Here is a 2,109-nt window from a genome sequence, read left to right as displayed (position 1 = left end):
TATTGTCACTTTTTTTGTATTTCCGTCCCAACTTACATTCGCACCCAGAGCTTCTCCAACAAATCTGATAGGCACCTGTGTTCTTGAATTCTCATCAATAAACGGCTCTGCATCTGGAAAATTTATCTTTGTTCCATTTACCACTACTCGAATTGGAAGCTCAATTGCTAATGTTGGCAATGATAACAAGCATGTAACTATTAATGCCAATGTTAATATTCTTGCAATTCTTTTCATTTCAATTTCCCCTCCATATGTGTTACTTACATGAAAGTTTTGTTTTATTCTTATTCCTTTTCAAAGAAATGCTTGATTTCATTTATTTTTTGACCATTTTCATCAACCTCATATATATACACACCATCCATTAACCAAAACGCAAACACCATACCTTTACTTTCGGGATTTACACAATAAAGTACCTCAGATGTGTCTAACTCTTCAAGTAGAGTCATATAATCATCTATTATTACACAGTCTACACTAAACAATCTTGTTCTGGACAAATGTTGATCTTTCATCATACTTCTAGTTCTATTCATTACAGTTAAAGAAGTACCTCCAGTATAAGGATTTACAATGTCTTCCTGATATAAATCCTGTAATGTAATTCCAATTCCTGCATAATCGCCGGTTTTTGTAAAATTTCTTAAATCAGCGGCCTTTATAGCATACTCTAAAAATTTTTCTGCATTTGTCTTTTCTTTTTTGTCTTCTGGCTTTTGTGTACTCTGTATTGTGTTTACCCCTGACGTACCAGAAGGTTGATTATTTCTTTCACCATCTCCACAAGCTGATAATAATACACATAACATTATCCCTATCAATATTGATAATTTTTGTCTATTCATTTTTTAACATCCCCTTTTCTTAAAATTTATTTTAATATCCCTTATATAGGATAACATCGAACTTTATCCTTCTTCCATCCTCGGTCCTTAATTCCTTTGGCATAAAAGGTTTTGTAGCAAACAAATATTTTATTGAAATTGAAGATTCAACGCGCATATATGTACTGCATTCTGACAATTTAAAAGTATTATTGCTTGAAACCTTTCTCATATTTACTTGTATCAAATCAGCTATCCTTTTCAACTTTACATCCTTGTTTGTAAAAAGTAAAAATAACCTTAAATAATCAGTATACTTCATAGAGAGAAAAGACCCTCTAAGGTTTGTTTTCATTACTTCTGAATCACTTGTATTGCCAATAGAATCAATAAATTTATTTACCTCTTCTTTTCCCTTCTCAGCAGTCTTTTTGAACGTTTCCTTAAACTTATTAACTAAATTATCCTTATAACCCCTGATACCAGCCTTTATATTATACTTCACTGTTTTTTTTGCTTCCAGAATGGTATTAAAAATCATACTATTTACTTTTTTACTTGTTTCATCTACATTATAGCCAAGCACCTCTTTTCCCTCTGCAAGTATTGCAGTAAGTTCTTCTATAGCTTCTTTCAGATTTTTATCCTTATATACTTCAAGAAAATCTGTATAATCAACTCCTTGAATAATATCAGGCACATAACTACCTATAGGGCTGTTTTCAACAGTTTCTATTTGCTGAAGAAGCAAAGTTTGAACTTCACTACTAATCTGATTCATTATATCTCCTAATTCTCCCTCAACTTTAACATTTAAACTTGTCTCCAAATCATTAAAAATATCTTCCGCAGAATATACTTCTCTTTAAAAGGATTTTCAATACTAGCAAATGCCTTATCAACAAGTAAATCCACTTTTGAGTCAATATAGTCCGCTATAGTCGTAGCCGCCTTGTCCAGAAAATCCTCTGCTTTGTTCTCCGTATAATCAATCACTCTTTCAGAAGCAAATTTAGCATTTTCCTTAACTTTATCAATTATTTCATTTGTAATTGTCATCGAAAGCCCTTCGATATCCGTTATCCACGTATTTCTCGTTTTAAATATTGGTATACTCTCACCCTTTAACAATAAATATACATCAAACAAAGATTCCGCCATTGCCCAAGCCATCATAATTAATGTATGAACTATCGGTACACCTACACCACCGGTCCACCCAGCTACAACGGTAGCAATCTCTAATGCAGTATTAAACTTATATAGATCCGTATATATC

4 protein-coding genes are annotated in these 2,109 nt (G+C 32.2%); all 4 read right to left on the bottom strand.

The window, feature by feature from the left end:
• Positions 1-237, bottom strand: a 237-nt coding sequence (locus JCM21531_RS16965; protein WP_038291581.1) for a stalk domain-containing protein, incomplete at its 3' end; no start/stop codon positions are given.
• Between the two features lie 50 nt (positions 238-287).
• Positions 288-851: a hypothetical protein gene (locus JCM21531_RS16960; RefSeq protein WP_003519571.1), complete on the bottom strand. Its 564-nt coding sequence runs from the start codon at positions 849-851 to the stop codon at positions 288-290.
• Between the two features lie 31 nt (positions 852-882).
• Positions 883-1,659 (bottom strand): DUF5702 domain-containing protein, encoded by a 777-nt coding sequence (locus JCM21531_RS23270; RefSeq protein WP_243467888.1) that lies wholly within the window; start codon positions 1,657-1,659, stop codon positions 883-885.
• Positions 1,644-2,109, bottom strand: a 466-nt coding sequence (locus JCM21531_RS19080; RefSeq protein ID WP_038291580.1) for a DUF5702 domain-containing protein, incomplete at its 5' end; no start/stop codon positions are given. The genes JCM21531_RS23270 and JCM21531_RS19080, both read right to left, overlap by 16 nt.

It is taken from the genome of Acetivibrio straminisolvens JCM 21531 (assembly GCF_000521465.1).
GTDB lineage: Bacteria > Bacillota > Clostridia > Acetivibrionales > Acetivibrionaceae > Hungateiclostridium > Hungateiclostridium straminisolvens.
Note: the sequence above shows the minus strand (reverse complement) of the source record. Positions and strands in the feature narration are given on the sequence as shown.